Annotated in this window: 16 protein-coding genes; 9 read left to right on the top strand and 7 right to left on the bottom strand. The window is 66.6% G+C overall.

What is annotated here, in order from left to right; translation table 11 throughout:
• Nucleotides 1-65: 65 nt before the first annotated feature.
• Both ACUCV3_RS12215 and ACUCV3_RS12210 read left to right on the top strand, forming a co-directional pair.
• Nucleotides 66-1466: a purple acid phosphatase family protein gene (locus tag ACUCV3_RS12215; protein ID WP_482240653.1), complete on the top strand. Its 1401-nt coding sequence runs from the start codon at nt 66-68 to the stop codon at nt 1464-1466.
• Nucleotides 1467-1477: 11 nt separating this feature from the next.
• On the top strand, nt 1478-2548 hold the full coding sequence (locus ACUCV3_RS12210) for a phytase (protein WP_482240652.1): 1071 nt from the start codon (nt 1478-1480) through the stop codon (nt 2546-2548).
• Between the two features lie 40 nt (nt 2549-2588).
• Here ACUCV3_RS12210 and ACUCV3_RS12205 read toward each other — a convergent pair whose 3' ends face one another.
• The 4 genes from ACUCV3_RS12205 to queF all read right to left on the bottom strand — a co-directional run bounded on the left by ACUCV3_RS12205 (nt 2589) and on the right by queF (nt 6622).
• The gene (locus ACUCV3_RS12205; RefSeq protein WP_279728171.1) at nt 2589-2993 is read right to left on the bottom strand and encodes an NUDIX domain-containing protein; all 405 of its coding nucleotides are present in this window, start codon (nt 2991-2993) and stop codon (nt 2589-2591) included.
• Between the two features lie 49 nt (nt 2994-3042).
• On the bottom strand, nt 3043-5691 hold the full coding sequence (locus ACUCV3_RS12200; RefSeq protein ID WP_279728169.1) for a M1 family metallopeptidase: 2649 nt from the start codon (nt 5689-5691) through the stop codon (nt 3043-3045).
• 163 nt (nt 5692-5854) lie between these two features.
• A complete protein-coding gene (locus ACUCV3_RS12195; RefSeq protein ID WP_017499051.1) occupies nt 5855-6142 on the bottom strand; it encodes a hypothetical protein in 288 nt (95 codons plus the stop codon).
• A 27-nt stretch (nt 6143-6169) separates the two neighbouring features.
• Nucleotides 6170-6622, bottom strand: a complete 453-nt coding sequence (gene queF, locus ACUCV3_RS12190) for a preQ(1) synthase (protein WP_004210067.1) — start codon at nt 6620-6622, stop codon at nt 6170-6172.
• A gap of 109 nt (nt 6623-6731) precedes the next feature.
• Here queF and ACUCV3_RS12185 point away from each other — a divergent pair, with 109 nt between their 5' ends.
• From ACUCV3_RS12185 to ACUCV3_RS12160, 6 genes are all read left to right on the top strand, one after another.
• A complete protein-coding gene (locus tag ACUCV3_RS12185; protein ID WP_279728189.1) occupies nt 6732-8042 on the top strand; it encodes a hypothetical protein in 1311 nt (436 codons plus the stop codon).
• A 66-nt stretch (nt 8043-8108) separates the two neighbouring features.
• Nucleotides 8109-8957 carry a 3-mercaptopyruvate sulfurtransferase gene (gene sseA / locus ACUCV3_RS12180; protein WP_136186334.1) on the top strand — a complete coding sequence of 283 codons (849 nt, stop codon included), beginning with the start codon at nt 8109-8111 and terminating at the stop codon, nt 8955-8957.
• Nucleotides 8954-10162, top strand: coding sequence for a cystathionine beta-lyase (metC, locus tag ACUCV3_RS12175; protein WP_279728168.1), 1209 nt, complete (start codon nt 8954-8956; stop codon nt 10160-10162). Before sseA ends, metC begins: the two co-directional genes overlap by 4 nt.
• Nucleotides 10159-11454, top strand: coding sequence for a mechanosensitive ion channel family protein (locus ACUCV3_RS12170; protein WP_279728167.1), 1296 nt, complete (start codon nt 10159-10161; stop codon nt 11452-11454). The genes metC and ACUCV3_RS12170 overlap by 4 nt, the downstream gene beginning before the upstream one ends.
• Nucleotides 11455-11725: 271 nt before the next feature.
• On the top strand, nt 11726-12466 hold the full coding sequence (locus ACUCV3_RS12165) for a TorF family putative porin (protein ID WP_004210057.1): 741 nt from the start codon (nt 11726-11728) through the stop codon (nt 12464-12466).
• Nucleotides 12467-12581: 115 nt separating this feature from the next.
• Nucleotides 12582-13100 (top strand): sterol desaturase family protein, encoded by a 519-nt coding sequence (locus ACUCV3_RS12160; protein ID WP_279728166.1) that lies wholly within the window; start codon nt 12582-12584, stop codon nt 13098-13100.
• 531 nt (nt 13101-13631) lie between these two features.
• Here the strand turns inward: ACUCV3_RS12160 and ACUCV3_RS12155 are convergent.
• A complete protein-coding gene (locus ACUCV3_RS12155) occupies nt 13632-14351 on the bottom strand; it encodes a class I SAM-dependent methyltransferase (RefSeq protein WP_279728165.1) in 720 nt (239 codons plus the stop codon).
• Entirely contained in the window at nt 14351-15478 is a 1128-nt protein-coding gene (gene prfB, locus ACUCV3_RS12150; protein ID WP_004210053.1) for a peptide chain release factor 2, read from the bottom strand. Before prfB ends, ACUCV3_RS12155 begins: the two co-directional genes overlap by 1 nt.
• Nucleotides 15479-15706: 228 nt before the next feature.
• On the opposite strand from prfB, the gene ACUCV3_RS12145 reads away from it, so the two are divergent.
• A complete protein-coding gene (locus tag ACUCV3_RS12145) occupies nt 15707-16141 on the top strand; it encodes a hypothetical protein (protein WP_279728164.1) in 435 nt (144 codons plus the stop codon).
• A gap of 33 nt (nt 16142-16174) precedes the next feature.
• Here ACUCV3_RS12145 and ACUCV3_RS12140 read toward each other — a convergent pair whose 3' ends face one another.
• Nucleotides 16175-18709, bottom strand: coding sequence for a penicillin-binding protein 1A (locus ACUCV3_RS12140; RefSeq protein WP_279728163.1), 2535 nt, complete (start codon nt 18707-18709; stop codon nt 16175-16177).
• Between the last annotated feature and the right edge of the window lie 34 nt (nt 18710-18743).

The raw sequence follows: 18743 nt of genomic DNA, 5'->3' as shown, positions 1-18743 counted from the left end.
TTCCCCTGCTTGCCGGTCGCGCCCTTGCGCGGCCGGCAAGTCCCGTTTTCCCGGAAAGGACGCCCATGTCCCGACTGTTCCTGACCATGCTGCTGATGGCGAGCGCCGCGCCGCTCTCCGCCCAGACCGCCGCCAGCCCGCCCGTGCCCCGCTCCACCGGCACGCCCTATGCGGCGCGCACCCTGCCCGACCGGATCATGCTGACGCCCGCCGCCGACCCTTCGCGCGGCATGGCGGTCGCCTGGCGCACCGATGCCGCCCAGACCGCCAGCGAAGCGCAGATCGCCATCTCCGTCGACGGCCCGACGCTGGAGGAGGAGGCAAGGACCGTGACCGGTCCCGCCGGCACGGCCAAGGACAGCGCCAATGGCCCGGCGCTCTATCACCAGATCCGCTTCGACAATCTGACGCCTGATACCGTCTATGCCTATCGGCTGAAGGGCAGCGCGGGCTGGAGCGAGTGGCTACAATTCCGCACGGCGGCGGCGCAGGCCAGGCCGTTCCGCTTCCTCTATCTGGGCGACATCCAGAACGGTATCCTGACCTATGCCAGCCGCGTCATCCGCCAAGCTTTCCATGCCAATGGCGGGATCGAGCTGGTCGCCCATGCCGGCGATCTTGCCGCGCAGCGCGACGACCTCGACCATGATGACGAATGGGGCGAGTTCAACCAGGCCGGCGGCTATAACTGGTCGATCGTTCCGCAACTGCCCGCGACCGGCAATCATGAATATGTCGATGTGGTGAAGCCCGACGGCAGCGAGAGCCGCACGCTCGGCCCCTATTTCCCGCTGCAGTTTGCGCTGCCCGACAATGGCGTGCCGGGCCTCAAGACCACCTATTTTATCGATTATCAGGGGGTGCGCTTCATCGTGCTGGACGGCACGTCGGCAATCGACCTCGGCACCATGGCGCAGCAGACCGCATGGCTCGACGCCACCCTGGCGTCCAGCAAGGCGAAATGGAATGTCGTGCTGTTCCACCAGCCCGTCTTCACCTGTGCCCGACAGCAGGACACGTCCGAGGTCAAGGCCGCGTGGAAGCCGGTGTTCGACAAGCGCAAGGTCGATCTGGTGCTGCAGGGCCATGACCATTGCTACAGCCGCCTGACCTCCGAAGCGGGGCGCGAGGCGTCGGCACAGGCACGCAAGAATGGCGCGATCCAGGGGCCGGTCTATCTCGTCTCGGTCACCGGCTCCAAGATGTATGGCCTCAATGACCGTGCCCGCACCCAGCCGGACAAGACGGCGGAGGCGACCGAACTCTATCAGGTCGTGGACGTGGACGGCGATCGCCTGAAATTCCGCACCTATACCGCGTCGGGCAAGCTCTATGACGGTTTCGACCTCACAAAGGGCGCGGATGGCAATCACCTGACCGACACCAGCGAACCCACCATCGCCGTGCGCACCTGTACCGGCACTATCGGCCCCGATGGCGGCAAATGCGTCGCGCGCGGCAAATGAGGAATATCGTGATGAAGCCCTTCGTCCTGTCGCTCACCAGCCTGCTCGCGCTGGCCGCCTGCACCACCGCCGAGACGGAAGTGCCGGTCGCAACGCGCATCGCCAACGCCACGCCGGCCGTGAATGTCACGGCGCGCGGCGAAACCACGCCGGTCGGCACGCCCAATGCCGACGCGGCGGATGATCCGGCGATCTGGCGCAATGCCGCCAATCCGGCCGCGAGCCTGATCGTCGGCACCGACAAGAAGGCCGGCCTCTATGTCTATGGCCTGGACGGCAAGACGCGCGATTTCCTGGACGCCGGCCGGGTCAACAATGTCGATCTGCGCGACGGCGTAGCGGTGAACGGCCGGACCGGAATCCTGGTCGTGGCGTCGGACCGCAACGATGTCGCCAACGCCAAGCTCGCCCTGTTCCGCCTCGACAGCGCGACAGCGAAACTGACAGCCCTGGGCAAGGTCGATGCCGGCAAGGGAGAGGCTTATGGCATCTGCCTGTACAAGGCGCCGGAGGCGACCTACGCCTTCATCGTGCTGAAGGACGGGACGATCAACCAGGTCGCGCTCGATGCGTCCGGCGCCACGCCGACCGGCAGGATCGTCCGCAGCATGAAGCTTGGCACCCAGTCGGAAGGCTGCGCCGTGGATGACCGCACCGGGATCCTCTATGTCGCGGAGGAAGATGTCGGCCTGTGGCGCTTCGACGCGCGCGCATCTGGCGCCACCACGCCCACGAAAATCGCGGCGGCCGACGGCAAGAATCTGGTCATGGATGCCGAAGGCGTCGCCATCGCCCAAATCGGCGCGAAGGACGGCTATGTCCTCGTCTCCAGCCAGGGCGACAATGCCTATGTCGCCTATCGCCTGTCCGACGACGCCTATGTCGGTCGCTTCCGCGTCGTCGATGGCGCCATTGGCGGGTCGGAGGAAACCGACGGCATCGAGCTGATGCTGGGCGATTTCGGCCCGGCCTATCCCAGTGGGCTGTTCATTGCGCAGGATGGCCATAACGCGGCGGCGGCGCAGAATTTCAAGCTGGTCGCCTGGGACGACATCGCCAGGGCATTGGGCCTGCCGAACTGACCGAAACCGGAAAGGGCGGCCGCGATGCCGCCCTTCCTTGTTATCGCGCCTGCAAGGCGGCCAGCGCCGCCCGTGTCGACAGGGTCAGTGGCTGCGGCAGCGCATCCAGCGCGAACCAGCCGCATGCCGCCAGCGCCTCCGGCTCCCGCACCACCGGATCGCCCTGCGCGTCCTCGACCAGATAGACTGGCGCGACCCAATGGGTGCCGCGCGCTTCATCGATCTGGTCCGTCAGGCACAGCAATTCACGCGCCCTGATCGTCAGGCCCAGCTCCTCGAAAATCTCGCGCTCGGCCGCCGCCGCCATCGCCTCGAACAGGTCGACCTTGCCGCCCGGCAGGCCCCAATGCCCCGCCTCCGGCTCGCGCCGCCGCTGCACCAGCAGCAACCTGCCATCGCGCAAGATCGCCGCGCCGCATCCGACCCGTGGTTTCGTCTGATTCATGCTCTTCCCATTTGGAAAGGGCGGCGGATCGCTCCGCCGCCCCATGCCCTTACTTCTTGCCCGCGAACCAGGCCGCGGTCGGTGCCTTGAGGCGGCTGCGCGTCTCGATCCGGGTCTTGATCGCGGCGATCGAGCGATCGACCACCTTGCGCGATTCCGGCGTCAGATACTGGGTCGCATAGGCGTCCAGCTTGGTCACCATCGCCGGGTCGGCCGATCCGCCGCCCAGACGGGCCAGCGCCTGACTGCGGGCCGACACGTCGATCAGCGCCTCATATTGCGCCTTGTGCGCCAGCACATAGTCGACCGCCAACATCGGATGGGCGACGCCCACCTGGCCGATGATCGCCGCGCTGGTGGTCTTGCCCGGCTCATCGGTTAGGGCGAGATCCAGAGCCTGCTGCCCCAGCTTCTCGTCCTTCGCCTTGCCGAGCAGCGCGTAGAGCGTGCTCTTTTCGAGGTCGCTCTGCGCACCCTTGGCCATCACGCGCAGCTTGTCCCAGGTCGCCTGATCGGCATTCTGGGCGATGATGCCCAGCCAGACATTGCGCAGCGGCCCGTCGAGCGCGGCCGGGTTGGTCGCCAGCGCGGCGAAGCGGCGGTTGGCCTCGGCCACCACGCCCTTGTCACCCATGCTGCCCAGCGTCGCGACCAGGCTGGTGCGCAGCACCGGCACCTGCGGCCCTTCGCCGGCCTTGGCATCATAGCCGATCGCCGTCAGCGCCGGGGTCAGCTTGGCCGAGGCATAGGCCGCGACCTTCGCCTGGGCGGCGGCATCGCCCTCCAGCATGTCATAGCTGCTCTTCAAATAGCCGGGCACTTCCGCCAGCACGGCCGGGCTGCCATTGACCGGCACCGCGTCGACCAGGTCGAGCGCCAGGCCGATCGGCTGGTATCCACCCAGCGCCAGCTGGAAATTGTCCGCCATCAGGCCGGTCTGGTCCATGCTGGACAGCTGGCTGAAGCCCTTGGCCAGCGCCTGGATATTGGCGGCGGGATAGAGCGAACGATAATAACCGGTCTGGCCCGCATTGATGACATAGGCGCCGCAGCCCGGCAGCGTGATCTGGCCATTGCCCTGCAGGATCAGGCGCTGCGCCTCGCCGCCCTGCACCTGCGCCTTCACCGGCACATTCCACTTGAGCGGCGCCTTGTCCTTGGCGTCGCGGCTGAACTCGCCCTGGCTCAGCGTCAGGATGGTGTTGCCGCCCTGGCACTGGGCGCTCTCCACCTTGACCAGCGGGATGCCCGGCTGGCTGGTGAAATCATGCGCAATGCTGACCAGGCCCTTGGCACCCGCGCCCTCGACCGCCTTCCAAAGATCGTCGGTGACGGTGTTCCCATAGGCATGTTGCTTCATGTAGGACTGGATGCCCGCCTTCCACGCATCCTCGCCGGCATAGCCTTCAAGCATGGTGATGACCGCTTCGCCCTTCTGATAGGTGATGGCGTCGAAGGCCTGATTCACCTGATCGACGGTGGTGATCTTCTGCACGACCGGGTGGGTGGTCTTGAGCGCGTCGAGGCTCATCGCCCGCTCGCGGCCATCGACGCGCGACAGCAGGGCTTCCCATTCCGGGTTCAGCTTGTCGGTGACCTTGGTCGCCATCCAGCTCGCAAAACCCTCGTTCAGCCAGAGATCGTCCCACCAGGCCATGGTGACGAGATCGCCGAACCACTGATGCGCCATTTCATGCGCGGCCACTTCATAGATGGCGCGCTTGGTCTCTTCGGAGGTGAAGCGCGGATCGACCAGCAGAGTGCGCTCGAAGGTGAAGATCGCGCCCCAATTCTCCATCGCGCTGAAGAACTGGCTCTGGCCCGGACCCGCGACATTGTCGAGCTTGGGCAGCGGGAAGGGCACGCCGAAATAGTCGTTATAATAAGGCAGGATCGCCGCCGACGCGTCGAGCGCCAGCTGCGCCTTGGCGGTATTGCCCCGGCCGGTGATGACGCCGACTTCGGTATTGCCCGCCATCTTGGTCGCGCGGTCCAGTTCGCCCAGGCCGAAGAAGAGCAGGTAGGACGACATTTTGGGGCTGGTGCCGAAGGTCACCAGCTTCTTGCCGCCGCCAATATCCTTGGTCGCCTTGACCGGCATGTTGCCGACCGCCAGCTGGTCCGCCGGGACCGCGGCGGACAGGTCGAAGGTCGCCTTGTAGCTCGGCTCGTCGAAGCTCGGCACGAAACGGCGGGCGTCGGGCGCCTCGAACTGGGTGAAGAGCGCGCGCTTCGCGGCGCCGGCATTGTCGGTATAGTCGAGCGCGAACAGGCCATTAGCCTGCTGATTGATGATGCCGGCATAGACCATGGTCAGCTTGTAGCTGCCCGGCTGGACCGGCTTACCGAAGTCGAGGCTGACGGTCTGGGCATCGGCATCGACCTTGGCAGTGCCAGTGATCGCCTTGCCCTTGGCTGGGGTCAGGGTGACGCTGGAGACGGTCAGGTCGGCAGCGTTGAGCACCAGCGCCGGCATGGCGGTGGCGACAGTGACGTCGATCGTCACCTTGCCGGTGAATTTGAGGTTCGCCGCATCGGGCGTCACTTCGATCGCATAATGGCTGGGTGCGGCGCCACGGGGCAGCTGGGTGGTGACGCCGGCGGCGGGGCCGGCAGGCGCGGTCTGGGCCAGCGCGGGCGCGGCGATCGCCAGCGGCGCGGCCGCCATCAGGAACGGCAGGATTTTCGACAAGGGCATGGGGGAAGGAACTCCGATACGGCTTGGATGGCGCAATGAGACATAGTCACGCGCAACATGCAAACCGGATCGGCCCTTTCCCGCGGAGGGTCAAGTGAACTATACGCAAGAGAATGTCGTTGGTCGAAGCCTGTTGCGCGTTCGTCCAACAAGGGCAGAGTGGCTATCGGACGAAAAGCCTTCCGTCTCGCTGGGCGATGAGCGAGCGATCGCCGTTATCGCGCATGTGCCGCAATGCGGCCTTCCGGCAGGTAGGATCGCTATTGATCTGGCGCTCGAACCAACGCCGCCAAATGGGATCAGTCAATGCGATGGCATAGGCTTCTTCTATGCCGCATGCTTCGCGCAGGCGAATTTCCTTGATCAGCAAATGCCAGCGCGAACCGTCGGACGGGTCCAGTTCCGCCCGACGATTGCGATAAAAAGCCATGAGGCTTGCGGCATCCTGCATGATCGGCGCAGCCTATGGATCAGATATTCAGCCGCGGCCGCGATAGCCCGGCACGTCCTGCGGCGGCAGCCACAGGCCGGCGGGCGGTTCGCCCGACTGCCAGAAGACGTCGATCGGGATGCCGCCGCGCGGATACCAGTAACCGCCGATGCGCAGCCAGATCGGCTGCATTTCGGTGAACAGCCGCTCGCCGATGCCGACGGTGCAATCCTCGTGGAAGCCGGCATGGTTGCGGAAGCTGCCCAGGAACAGCTTGAGCGCCTTGGATTCGACGATCGTCGCGCCGGGCGCATAGTCGATCACCAGATGGGCGAAGTCGGGCTGGCCGGTCACCGGGCAGAGCGAGGTGAATTCCGGCGCCGTGAAGCGCACCAGATAGGGCTTGCCCGGACGGGGATTGGGGACATAGTCGAGGACGGCGTCCTCGGGCCGCTGCGGCAGGGTGCTGGCGCGGCCGAGATGGAGCGGGGTATCGGTCATGAGGGCGCATGTAGTCGATTACACGCAATTTGTCATCGGTCCGGCGCGCAAGGCCACCCGTTCATCTGGCGTTCAGCAAAATTTCTGCCTTGGCAGGGCCATGGGGTCTATGCGTCTGTTCCTTTCCGCCCTGCCGCTGCTGGCAGTCACACCCGCGCTGGCACAGCAAGCCACCGGCAGCGATCCGGTCGTCAATCTGCAGCGCGCCGCGCCGCCGCCGCCGGCCGATGACCCGCGCCGTCAAGGCCCGGAACTCGACGTGTTCCGGGGCACGGCAACGCCGACCCCGACACCCACGCCGTCGTTGCCGCCGATCGTCGCCCCCACGGTGACGCCAGCACCGACCCAGCGCGCGCCCACGACCACGCCTGCCCCTGCATCGCAGCGCCCGGCACCGACGCCGGCGCCGACGCGCACCGAAACACCGCGCACGACGCCCGCCCCTACCCCGGCCGAACGCCCGGCCGCGCGCGACACCACGCCGGCGCAGCCCAGCCCGGCGCCCGCTGTGGCGGAGCCGGACAATGCCGCCAACGCGGTGGAAACACCGCCGCCGGCCGCCCTGCCCGCGCCCGAGCCGGTCACGGCCGACAACAGCGTCACCACTGCCGAACCCGCGCCGGACGCCGAAGCGCAGGGGCTGAGCTGGCCCTGGATCGCCGCCGCCATCGCCGCACTGGCGGTGATCGCCGGCTTTCTGCTGATGCGGCGCCGTCGTGTGGCGGCGGAGGTCGACGCCGAGCCGGCGAGCGCGCCAGCCCCGGCAGCGCCCCGACCAGCCCCAGCCCCCGTTGCGCCGCCCCCGCCGGCTCCGGCGCCTGCTCCCGCGCCTATGCCGGCGCCCACGCCAGCACCTGCCCCCGAACCCGTGGCATCGGCGCCGGCCAGCGACGCCGGCGATCGCCCCTGGATCGACCTCGGCCTCGACATCAGCCTCGCCCGCTCCTCGCTGATCGGTGTGACCATCGGCTATACGCTGCTGCTCCACAATCGCGGCGATTGCCCGGCCCGCGACATCATGGTGCGCGGCATATTGGGCAATGCGGGCGCGCAGCAGGATGCGTTGCTGCGCCATTTCTTCGGTGGCGAGACCGGCATGCCGCTGCATTCGATCGTCTCGATCGCGCCGGGCGAAACCGTGCGCATGACCAACGAGCTGCGCCTGGCCCAGGACGAGATCGTGCCGGTGACGATGGGCGAACGGTCGCTGCTGGTGCCGATCGCCGCCTTCGACGCCCATTATCGCTGGGGCGAGGATGAGGAAGCGCCCGAAGGTACCGGCCGCACCGGTCGCGCCTTCATCGTCGGCCAGGAACAGGATCCGCCCGCCGAGCGCCTGTCGCCCTTCCGTCTCGACCAGGGGCCGCGCCAATATCGCCGGCCGGCCGCCCGCGCCGCCGCCGAAGTGCCGCCGGCCTGAGCATTTCCCTTTCCTGTCCGGCCAGGCGCTCCTAAAGTGCCTGTCGGACAAGGCAAAAGGGGCCGCATGGACATTCTCGTTTCCACCGACTGGCTGGCCGGCGAAATCGGCAAGCCCGATCTCGTCATTCTCGACGCCAGCCTGTTCCTACCCGGCACGCCGCGCGACCCGCGCGCCGAGTTCGACGCGGCCCATATTCCCGGCGCCGCCTTCATGGACCTGCCGAGCCTCAGCGATCCCGCCGATCCGGTGCCGGGCCAGTTGCCACCCGACGCGCTGATGACGCAGCGCATGCAGGCACTGGGCGTCAACGCCGACAGCCGCATCGTCATCTATGACAACAGCCCGACCCACAGCGCCGCGCGCGGCTGGTGGATGATGCGCGTCTATGGCCTGGGCGCATCGGCTGCGATCCTGGATGGCGGCCTGCCCAAATGGGTCGCCGAAGGCCGCCAGGTCGACAGCGGCACGCCCGCCATGGCGCCGGGCAACGCCGTCGCCCGGCTCGACCGCACACAGGTCCGTAGCAAAGCGGACATCCTCGCCAATCTCGACAGCGGCACCGCGCAACTGCTCGACGCGCGCGGCGCGGGGCGCTTCACCGGCGCGGAGGCCGAACCGCGCCCCGGCATGGCGTCGGGCCATATTCCCGGCAGCCGCAACATCCCCTCCTCCGCCTTCTTCGCCGCCGACAACAGCCTGAAGCAGGGCGAGGAACTGCGCCGCCTGCTGCTGGACGCCGGCACCGATCTCGACCGGCCGATCATCACCACCTGCGGCAGCGGCGTGACCGCCGCGATCATCCTCGCGGCGCTCGAAACGCTCGGGAAGCGCGACGTCAGCCTCTATGACGGCAGCTGGTCGGAATGGGGGTTCGATCCCGCCACGCCCAAGGCGACCGGGCCGGCCGCATGAGCGAGGACAGCAGAAGGCCGCTGACGAAGCTGGCGCAGGCCGGCCGTCGCGCCGACTGGACCGGCATGCCGGGGCAACCCGGCGCGATCGTCAGTCCGGGCGTGTGGCGCGCCTCGACCATCCTCTATGACGATGTCGCCCATTTGCGGAAGGCGGCGGGCAGCAGCACGCATGAGCGGCTCTTCTATGGGCGCAAGGGCACGCCGACCAGCTGGAGCCTGGCCGACGCGCTGACCGAAATGGAGCCGGGCGCGGAGGGCACGATGCTCTTCCCCTCGGGCGTGGCGGCGATCGCCTGCGCGCTGATGGCGGTGCTGCGGCCGGGCGACCAGTTGCTGATGGTCGACAGCGCCTATGACCCGACCCGCAATTTCTGCGAGCAGGTGCTGAAGCCCTTCGGCGTCGAGACGCTCTATTATGATCCGACCATCGGCGCCGGCATCGCCGAGCTGCTGACCGATCGCACCCGCGCCATCTTCCTGGAATGCCCCGGCAGCCTGACCTTCGAGGTGCAGGACGTGCCTGCGATCACTGCCATCGCGCGCGATCGCGGCATCACCACCCTGCTCGACAATACCTGGGCGACGCCGCTCTTCTTCCCGGCGCTGGCCCATGGCGTCGATATTTCGATCCTCGCCTGCACCAAATATATTGTCGGCCATAGCGACGTGATGATGGGGTCGATCACCGCCGCCGCGGCGCTGTTCTCGAAGGTCCGCCAGTCTGCCTATCTGTTCGGCCAGATGACCAGCCCCGACGATGCCTGGCTTGCCAGCCGCGGCCTGCGGACCCTGGGCGTCCGCCTGGCCCAGCATCAGGCGAGCGCACTCACGATCGCGCAGTGGCTGGCCGAGCAGCCCGATGTCGCCCGCGTGCTGCACCCGGCGCTACCCGACTGCCCCGGCCATGAATTGTGGGCGCGCGATTTCAGCGGCTCGACCGGCCTGTTCAGCTTCGTGCTGCAGGGCGGCGACGAGGCGGCCCGTGCTGCGCTGATCGACGGGCTCGCCCATTTCGGTATCGGCTATAGCTGGGGCGGGTTCGAGAGCCTGGCCCTGCCGGTCGATCCGGCCCGCTATCGCACCGCGACCATATGGCAGGCGGAAGGCCCGGTCATCCGGCTGCAGATCGGGCTGGAGGATCCCGCCGACCTGATCGCCGACCTTGACGCCGGTCTCGCCCGCTTCCGGGCAGCGCGCGGATGACGCAGCTGTCCGCATGGCTGGCCCGGCTGCCGGGCAATGCGGACATCACCCAGCCGCTGATCGCGATCGGCATCGCGCTGCTGCTCCATGCCATGGCCTATGGCCTGGCGCGGCTGCTGGCCCCGCGCATCCGCGAGCGCCTGCCTGCCCTCAGCGAACTGGCATCCACCCATGTCCGCCCGATGCTGCGTCATGCGATCAGCGCGCCGCTGTTCGCGACGGCACTGGCGCTGTGGCCGGCGGACAGCATCGCCCATCTGATCCTGGGCGCCGCGCTCGCCCTCGCCGTCGCCCTGTTCGCGCTGCATCTGCTGCAGGCGCTCAGCTTCCCGCGCTGGGCGATTACCCCGCTCGCCCTGCTGCTGTTCGTCATGGTGATATCGGGCAGCAGCGGCGGCATCGCGCCGGTAGGCTCGATGCTCGACGACGTCGCGCTGACGCTCGGCAAGCGGCGGATCAGCCTGCTCGACCTATTGTCGGTTGCGGCGACATTGGTCGCGCTGCTTGCCGGCATCCGCCTTGCCAACCGGCTGATCCGGCGCAGCATCCAGAAGGCGCCCGATCTCGACCCGACCCAGAAGTTGCTGGGCCAGAAGCTGGCCGGCATCGCCGTCATCATCGCCGCCTTCTTCATCGGCATCGACATATTGGGCATCGACCTCACCGCCTTCACCGTCTTTTCCGGGGCGCTGGGCCTGGCAGTCGGCTTCGGCCTGCAGAAGACGGTCGGCAATCTGATCGCCGGCATCATCCTGCTGATGGACCGGTCGATCAAGCCGGGTGACGTGATCGCGGTCGGCGACAGTTTCGGCTGGGTCAGCAAGATCGGCGTGCGCGCCGTGTCGATCATCACCCGCGACGGCAAGAAGCATCTCATCCCCAACGAAAATCTGATGACGCAGGAGGTGGAGAACTGGTCCTATTCCGACCGCAATATCCGCGTCCGCATCCCGGTGGGGATCAGCAATGACAGCGACATCGCGCTGGCCCAGCACCTGATGCTGGAAGCGGCCAAGGAAAGCCCGCGCGCGCTCAAGCATCCCGAGCCCAAGGTATGGCTGACCGCGCTCGGCCAATATCGGCTGGAGCATGAGATCCGCGTCTGGATCAACGATCCGGAAAATGGCGTGGGCGGGGTAACCTCCGACGTGCTGATGCGGGTGCTGGACAAGTTCAAGGCCCAGGGCATCATCGTCCCCTATCCGCGCCAGATCATCGAAGTGCGGCAGCCGCAGGATAGACATGATCTAGCAATGAATGAGCCCGACATTTCGGACCATTCCCCGTCCTGAGCGACCGCAACAGCGTTCGAATATCCAATAAATCACGCCTTATCATGTAGATATGCCGGGCATCCGGCGAACGCAGCCGCGCACCTTGTTGCGCCGTAGCAACAACAAAAGACGTAAAAGACATGAAACAGCAATAATATCTTGTGCGCCGCAGCGCGCGCAGGCATGGCCAAACTTGTTGAGGCAAGCTGGCCCACTTCCCCTGGGGGAAGCATAGAGGCAGGCGCCTGAACGCAGGCGGGACGATCGCAGAACCATCAAGGGGATTATCATGCGTAAGTCCATTCTCGGCCTCTCGGCCTTCGCTCTTGTTGCGCTGTCGGCACCCGCCATGGCCCAGGATGAGCCCGCTCCCGCGGTAACCGTCACCGGCAATGCCGCCGTCGTCAGCGATTATCGCTTCCGCGGCATTTCGCAGACCAACAAGAAGTTCGCGCTGCAGGGCGGCATCACCGTCACCCATGAATCGGGCTTCTATGTCTCGACCTGGGGCAGCTCGATCGACGAATATGTCGCCAACGGCTCGGACCAGGAACTCGACCTGATCGGCGGCTATTCGACCACGGTCGGCGGCGCGACGATCGACGTCGGCGTTCTCTATTATTACTATCCGGGCAATGCCGGTGCGAACACCGACTTCGTCGAGCCCTATGCCTCGATCAAGGGCACGTTCGGCCCCGCCACCGCCAAGCTGACCGCCAACTACGCCCCCAAGGCGAAGGCGCTGACCGTCGGCAATGGCAAGGAAGACAATCTCTACCTCGCCGGCGACGTCTCGGCCTCGATCCCCAACACCCCGCTGGGCGTGTCGGCGCATCTGGGCCACAGCTTCGGCCCGAGCTACCTCACCATCGGCAAGGAATATACCGACTGGAATATCGGCGCGACCTACACCTGGGGTCACCTGACCTTCGGCGTATCCTATGTCGACACCGACAAGTCGCTCTATTCGTCGGCAGGCCACAATATCAGCAAGGCCGGCGTGCTCGGTTCGCTCACCGCCTCCTTCTGATCCGCCTTCCCTTCGGGGATGAACAGGGCCGCGCTCTCCAGGGGGGATCGCGGCCCTGTTCTATATGCGGTGTTTACGGGTCGCCTTGGCCCGCGCCGCTGCCTATAAGGCGCCGATGCCTCCGATCGCCCTCCTGCTGCTCTTCGTCGTCACGATCGCGCTGATGGAGGGCTTTGCCTATGTGATGCACCGCTGGGTGATGCATGGGCCGGGCTGGCTCCTCCATGCCAGCCACCACCGCCCCCGCACCGGCTTCTTCGAGGCCAACGACCTCTATTTCGTGATCTTCGCCATGCCCTCCATCCTGCTGTTGCTGGGCGGGGTGCAATGGGGCTGGGGCAACTGGGCGACGGCCGTGGGCGCCGGCGTCGCCGCCTATGGCGCCATCTATCTCGGCTTCCACGACATCATCGTCCACCAGCGGGTGCGCCACCGCTATGTCGCCCGCTCGCGCTACATGAAGCGGATCGTCCAGGCGCATCGGCTGCACCATGCGGTCGAAACCAAGGAAGGGACCGTCAGCTTCGGCTTCCTGATCGCGCCCCATCCCACGGACCTGAAACGCGAACTGGCGCGGCGCGGCCGGGCCGGCGTGCGCGCCGCAAGGGATTGGCAGCCCGGCACGCGGGACTAGATCCGCGCGATATGGGTGGTAAGGGGACATTCTACCCCTCTCCCTTGAGGGAGAGGGCTGCGCAGACTTGGCAGCTTGCTGCCTAGTCGTAGCTGGGTGAGGGGGATGCCGCCTCGCATGAATGGAGCAACATAGCCCCCCTCATCCAACTTCGCCTAGCCGCTATGCGGCAAGGCTTCGTATCCTTCTCCCTCCAAGGGAGAAGGAACGGGGGAAAATGGTCGTCAGCCGCCCTTTCCTATTCGGTCATTCTCTGCTCCACCCTTGTCCATGGACGAGAGTGCCCGCCAATCCATGCGCGACATCCCGCCAATGGCTGGCCGACGCCTGACTGGCGCGCCCTTGTCGCGTCACTGTCGCTTCGGGCGCGCGTCAGCGACGCGTCGCGTTCTGCCCGGCTGTCGCGTTGCAGGCGCGCCACCGGCGCGCGGCAGGCGCATATCTGCCGCAAATAGGGTGAATCACCCCGATAACGGTGTGAACTTCGGCGGATATGAAACTGTCGCGTCGCGAACCGGACTGGGCAGGCCCCTAGCCGCGCAGCGCGCAGGGGACGATGCTGGACGGATCGGGGCGGGCAGTGCTGCGGCGGAAGCGGGCCATATAGCCACCGGCGGTTGGCTTGGCGATCATCTCCTCCAGCCGGAAGCCCATTGCCGCCAGTTCGCAGGTGAGCAGGCGGCGGGGCGTGCCATGCTGGTCGGTCGGCCGGTCGGCATCGACCACGATCAGTTCGCCATCGGCCTTGAGCGCCGGGCTGAGATGCCACAGGAACGCATAGGGTTCGGCGATCTCATGATACATATGGACCATGAAGATGCGGTCGAAGCTGTTTTCAGGCAGCTTGGGATCTTCCGGCGCGCCCAGCTTCACGCTGACATTGGTCCAGTTTTCGCGGGTGATGCGACGGCTGAGCGCATCGATCACCTCGGGCAATATATCCTCGGCCAGCACCCGGCCCTTGACGCCGACGCGCTTGGCCAGGCGCACGGTATAATAGCCCTCGCCAGCACCGATATCCGCGATGGTCATGCCCGGCCGGATGCCGGCCCGGTCCATGATGTCCTCCGCCTCATTGACCCGGTCGCGCGCTTCCTCGCTCGACCAGCGGGTCGACACGATCGGCGCCACCGGCCGGTCGGCGCGGGGGAAGGACGCGGCGCCGGCCGCGCGTTCCGACTGGTTGCCGCCTGCCAGCGGCCCGCAGGCTGCCAGCAGGAGCAACGGCCCCGCCAGCACCATGCGGATCATCAGTCGACATCCTCCACGTCGACCTTCTCGCCCGTGACCTTCTGCGACAGGGCAGCGGCCATGAACGGATCGAGCGCGCCATCGAGCACATCGTCGGGGGCGGTCGAGGTGACGCCGGTGCGCAGATCCTTCACCAGCTGATAAGGCTGGAGCACATAGGAGCGGATCTGGTGGCCCCAGCCGATCTCGGTCTTGGCGGCATAGTCGGTCGACGCCGCTTCCTCGCGCTTGCGCAGTTCCGCCTCGTACAGGCGGGCCTTCAGCATGTTCATCGCGGTGGCGCGGTTCTTGTGCTGCGACCGGTCATTCTGCGACGCGACGATGATGCCCGAGGGGACGTGGGTGATGCGGACCGCGGAGTCGGTGGTATTAACGTGCTGACCACCCGCACCCGAGGCGCGATAGGTATCGATCTTGAGGTCGCTTTCCTTGACCTCGATATCGATATTGTCGTCGATCACCGGATAGACCCAGACCGACGAGAAGCTGGTATGGCGGCGCGCCGCACTGTCATAGGGGCTGATGCGGACCAGGCGGTGAACGCCGCTTTCGGTCTTGGCATAGCCATAGGCATTCTCGCCCTTGATGAGGAAGGTGGCCGACTTGATGCCGGCAGTTTCGCCCGCCTGATAGTCGACCAGTTCCACCTTATAGCCGCGCCGTTCGGCCCAGCGGCGATACATGCGCGACAGGATTTCGGCCCAGTCCTGGCTTTCGGTGCCGCCGGCGCCGGCGTGGATTTCCAGATAGGTGTCGCTGGCATCGGCCTCGCCCGCCAGCAGCGCCTTGATCTTGTCTTCGTCGGCGCGCTCGGCCAGCGCCTTCAGCGCGGCGATGGCTTCGGAGACCATATCCTCATCGCCTTCGGCCTCGGCCATTTCAATGAGTTCGGCATTGTCGGTCTTTTCGGCCTCGATCGCGCGGGTAGCGCCGATCGCGCTGTCGAGACGGGTGCGCTCGCGCATCACCTCCTGCGCCAGCTTGGCATTGTCCCACAGGGTCGGATCCTCGACGCGGGCATTCAGCTCGTCCAGCCGGCGCAGCGCACGGTCCCAGTCGAGGAAGCGGCGCAGCAGGTCCAGCGCGGCGTCGATACGGTCGATATATTGCTGCGCTTCGGCGCGCATGGGAGGTCTCCAGAATCTCGTGGCGTCCAGCGTCAGCTACCCGAACGCATCAAACGCCTGCCCCTATCCCAGGCCGGGCTTTTTGGGAAGATCAATCCGCCGGAGGGCCGGCGTGGTAACGGTCCGAAATCTGCCGGACATAATGGCATCTTAGCCCGATGGCGCAGACCGCCCCGCGCGAGGGCGGCGCATCAAGGGGGAAAACCTTTTTCCATGAAAGGCGATCCCATGAACCCGACCACCCCCATGCCGGCGACGCACAGCCCGGCCACCCTCTATATCCTGCTCGACGCCGTGCGTTGCTGGGCAGCGGCGCGACGCCGACGCCAGCCGGCAATGGCCCAGTTGCACCTGCGGCTGCGGCGCTATGGCTGCGAACAGCTTTCCCCTGCGCTCGACAGCCTGTTGCGGCTGGGCGAGCAGGTGACCGGCCATGGGCTGCGCACCGGCCGGGGGCCGCGATTGAGCGAGGACGAGAATCTGCTGATCGACCTGTTGCAGGCGCGCTGGACCGGCCCCGTTCCCTATGCCTGTAGCGACGCGATCGCCTGCGCCTTCTGCTATGCGGTGCGATCGACCCAGATATTGCTGGCGCAGGCGCTGGAAGGCCGGCGCGGCGCCACCAGCCTGTCGATCTGCGACGCCAATCCGCGCCACTGCTGAGGATAAGAGGGCGGGCGCCGACGCGCCCGCCCCTCAATAGATACCGCCCTGATCCTGCAGGAAGTCGGCGTCGTTGCGCTGGCGGGTACGGACCGCGTCGGCCTTGGCCGCGACCTTGGCCTGCGCCTCCGCCTCCTCCTTGCGGATGGTGCGGCGCGGTTCGGATTCGGGCTTGAACGCTTCCCAGATGACCGCGGGCTTGGGCTCATCGGTCGGCCAGGCGCCATAGACGCGCTTGCCCGAGCGGCGGTCGATCGCGACCATGCGGATACCGGCCGGGGCGATGAACGGCGTCTTGGGCATGGTCTCCAGGATCGGGGCCATCGCCTCCTTCCAGATCGGCGCGGCGATGCGGCCGCCCTGTGCCCAGCCGCCCAGGCTGCGCGGCTGGTCATAGCCGATATAGACGCCGGCGACGAGGTCGGGCGAGCCGCCGACGAACCAGACATTGGTCGGACCGTTGGTGGTGCCGGTCTTGCCGAACAGCGGGCGCTTGAGGTCGGCGAGCACGGTCGCGGTGCCGCGCTGGATCACGCCTTCGGTGATGTGGACGACCTGATAGGCGGTCATCGGGTTCATCACCTGACGCCCCTCGAAACCGAAGCGCGGCATCGGCTTGCCGTCCCAATTGGCCATGTTGCAATTGTCGCAGGGATGCCAGCGTTCCGGCCAGATCACCTTGCCGCGTCGATCCTGCACATAGTCCATCAGCTTGGGCGCGAACTGCCGCCCCTGATTGGCGAGCGTGGCATAGGCGTTGACCATGCGCTCCACCGTCGTCTCGCCCGCGCCCAGCGCGAAGGAGAGATAGGGCTGATAGTCGCCGATGCCCATATTCTTGATGGTGCGCACGACCCGGTCCATGCCGGTCTGGCTGGCGGCGCGCACGGTCATCAGGTTGCGCGACTGCTCGACGCCCCAGCGCATCGTCTGCGGACCGGCGCTGCCGCCCGAGAAGTTGCGGAAGCATTTCTGGCCAAGGCCCGCGCCCTGATAGACGCACAAGGGACCGTCGACGATGATCGAGGCCGGCGTCATGCCATTGTCGAGCGCGGCGGCATAGACGAAGGGCTTGATCGTCGAGCCGGGCTGACGCTGCGCCTGGGTCGAGCGGTTGTAGGAGGAAAGGCGATAGTCGAAGCCGCCCTGCATCGCGCGGATGCGGCCCGAATGCACTTCCTCCACCACCATGCCGCCCGACACTTCGGGAATGTTGCGCAGCGCCCAGCTGGCACCGTCGCGGGCGACGATGATCAGGTCGCCCGGCTTCATCGCCGAGATGGCGGGACCACCGGTGCGGCGATAGGGCAGCTGCGCCAGGCTGGCGGGCAGCGTGCCGGTGGTGCCGTCGGCAAAGCCGATCTGCGCGCCACTGCGGTCGCGGCTGATGACGGCGGCGACGCGCCAGCCGGCATAATCGACGCTGATGAAGCTGGCGGCAAGTTCGCGTTCCCAGCCCTTGTCGGGGTCGATATGACCGACCGGGCCGGACCAGCCGCGGCCGGCACCAAAGCGCAACAGGCCGTTGCGCAGCGCGGTCTGGGTATGGTCCTGCGCCACCGGATCATAGGGACTGCGCACCCACAGGCCGCCGGCATAGACGCTGTTGGGGCCATCCTCCGCCTTTTCGCCGAACTGCTGGATCAGGCGACGACGCACCTCCTCCATATAATAGCCGCCGGCATTGGCGTCGAAGCTGGAACCATGGGCGGCAACGGTGCCGAGCGGCAGGGCGATGGCGGCGTCGCGCTGGGCCGCGCTGATCCAGCCATTCTTCTCCATCTCGCCCAGCGCCCAGTTGCGACGGTCGATCGCGCGGGCATGGCCGGTGGTGCTTTCCGGGCGATAATTGGCCGGCCCCTTGGGCAGGATCGCCAGATAGGCCATTTCATGCAGCTGGAGATCGGCGACGTCCTTGTCGAAATAGGCCCGCGCCGCCGCCTGCACGCCATAGGCGTTCCGGCCGAGGAAGATCTGGTTGAGATAGAGTTCGAGGATCTGCTGCTTGGTGAGGACATTTTCCATGCGCCAGGCGAGGATCATCTCCTTCACCTTGCGCGTAGGCGAATATTCGTCGCCGATCAGCAGATTCTTCGCCACCTGCTGGGTGATGGTGGAGCCGCCACGGGCGCGCTGGCCCGAGCCGAGCTTGCTGGCATAATCGAACACCGCGCCGGCAAAACCGGGAATGTCGACGCCATGATGTTCGAAGAAGGTCTTGTCCTCGGCCGCCAGATAGGCGTGGATCAGCTGCTGGGGATAATCGCTATATTGCAGCTGGACGCGGCGTTCGCGCGCATAGCTGTGGACCGGCTGGCCATTGATGTCGCGCACCATGGTCGGCAGCGGCGGCTCATATTCCAGCAGCGAGGTCGCGTCGGGCAGGCCGCGCGCAAAGATCAGCCAGAACAGGAAGATGGCGAGCAGGAAGCCGCCCAGCAGGATCGCGGCCCAGCGGAACAGGCGGCGCTGCCACAAGGGCTTCAACCGGTCGGCAATACCCCCGGCGCCACGGCGCAGGCGATAGGCGAAGGACGATGCGGGCGGATTGGAACGGGCCTCTTCCATGGTGGAAGAGGCTCTAGAGCCTGATCGCCTGAGA

The organism is Sphingobium sp. VMM (assembly GCF_056790315.1).
This window is presented reverse-complemented; position numbering and strand designations above follow the sequence as displayed.

What these genes read in the sequence shown, in the direction of transcription:
- ACUCV3_RS12140 (WP_279728163.1), bottom strand. Translation starts at nt 18,709, where the DNA reads ATGGAAGAGGCCCGTTCCAATCCGCCCGCATCGTCCTTCGCCTATCGC.
- ACUCV3_RS12155 (WP_279728165.1), bottom strand. Translation starts at nt 14,351, where the DNA reads ATGATCCGCATGGTGCTGGCGGGGCCGTTGCTCCTGCTGGCAGCCTGC.
- sseA (WP_136186334.1), top strand. Translation starts at nt 8,109, where the DNA reads ATGGACATTCTCGTTTCCACCGACTGGCTGGCCGGCGAAATCGGCAAG.
- ACUCV3_RS12205 (WP_279728171.1), bottom strand. Translation starts at nt 2,993, where the DNA reads ATGAATCAGACGAAACCACGGGTCGGATGCGGCGCGGCGATCTTGCGC.
- ACUCV3_RS12210 (WP_482240652.1), top strand. Translation starts at nt 1,478, where the DNA reads ATGAAGCCCTTCGTCCTGTCGCTCACCAGCCTGCTCGCGCTGGCCGCC.
- ACUCV3_RS12195 (WP_017499051.1), bottom strand. Translation starts at nt 6,142, where the DNA reads ATGCAGGATGCCGCAAGCCTCATGGCTTTTTATCGCAATCGTCGGGCG.
- queF (WP_004210067.1), bottom strand. Translation starts at nt 6,622, where the DNA reads ATGACCGATACCCCGCTCCATCTCGGCCGCGCCAGCACCCTGCCGCAG.
- ACUCV3_RS12165 (WP_004210057.1), top strand. Translation starts at nt 11,726, where the DNA reads ATGCGTAAGTCCATTCTCGGCCTCTCGGCCTTCGCTCTTGTTGCGCTG.
- prfB (WP_004210053.1), bottom strand. Translation starts at nt 15,478, where the DNA reads ATGCGCGCCGAAGCGCAGCAATATATCGACCGTATCGACGCCGCGCTG.
- metC (WP_279728168.1), top strand. Translation starts at nt 8,954, where the DNA reads ATGAGCGAGGACAGCAGAAGGCCGCTGACGAAGCTGGCGCAGGCCGGC.
- ACUCV3_RS12215 (WP_482240653.1), top strand. Translation starts at nt 66, where the DNA reads ATGTCCCGACTGTTCCTGACCATGCTGCTGATGGCGAGCGCCGCGCCG.
- ACUCV3_RS12170 (WP_279728167.1), top strand. Translation starts at nt 10,159, where the DNA reads ATGACGCAGCTGTCCGCATGGCTGGCCCGGCTGCCGGGCAATGCGGAC.
- ACUCV3_RS12160 (WP_279728166.1), top strand. Translation starts at nt 12,582, where the DNA reads ATGCCTCCGATCGCCCTCCTGCTGCTCTTCGTCGTCACGATCGCGCTG.
- ACUCV3_RS12200 (WP_279728169.1), bottom strand. Translation starts at nt 5,691, where the DNA reads ATGCCCTTGTCGAAAATCCTGCCGTTCCTGATGGCGGCCGCGCCGCTG.
- ACUCV3_RS12185 (WP_279728189.1), top strand. Translation starts at nt 6,732, where the DNA reads ATGCGTCTGTTCCTTTCCGCCCTGCCGCTGCTGGCAGTCACACCCGCG.
- ACUCV3_RS12145 (WP_279728164.1), top strand. Translation starts at nt 15,707, where the DNA reads ATGAACCCGACCACCCCCATGCCGGCGACGCACAGCCCGGCCACCCTC.